Source organism: Parendozoicomonas verongulae (genome assembly GCF_009711465.1).
Lineage (GTDB): Bacteria > Pseudomonadota > Gammaproteobacteria > Pseudomonadales > Endozoicomonadaceae > Sansalvadorimonas > Sansalvadorimonas verongulae.
The window spans coordinates 1-364 of sequence record NZ_SMME01000205.1 but is presented as its reverse complement, the minus strand read 5'-3'; the positions used below and the strand labels follow the sequence as shown (position 1 = coordinate 364).

The window sequence follows — 364 nt, the reverse complement described above, 5'->3', positions numbered from 1 at the left end:
ACGGTTACGATTCTTGCTCTCGAGCGCTTGCCAGGATAGTAGTAGTCGATCCGGCTCTATCAGGTGCTCAATGTACCTCATTTCCCATTCTCTTCAGGTTACTGAGCAGTAGTCTCTTCCTATAACAGGTCAATTTGTAAATAAAATCTGCTCGCTCAGATGTGAGCGGCGATTGTATAGCAAACTTCGTTAAGTGGCGAAGCAGCTTACCAAGAGAATCCTCCTCCCAGCTTAGTCTGTCAACAAGAATAGGGATAATCTCAGGGTGCCTGTCACAATAACGATTTACACCTTCTATGAGGGGTAAGCGTTTTTCTTCTTCAAGGCTCCAGCGCATATGGTGCCGCCCCCTTCTCACATATGC

At 46.7% G+C, this 364-nt stretch carries 1 pseudogene; it reads right to left on the bottom strand.

The features are described from left to right. Positions 1–67: 67 nt before the first annotated feature. A pseudogene (locus tag E1189_RS24255) lies at positions 68–364 on the bottom strand (hypothetical protein); the annotation flags it as partial.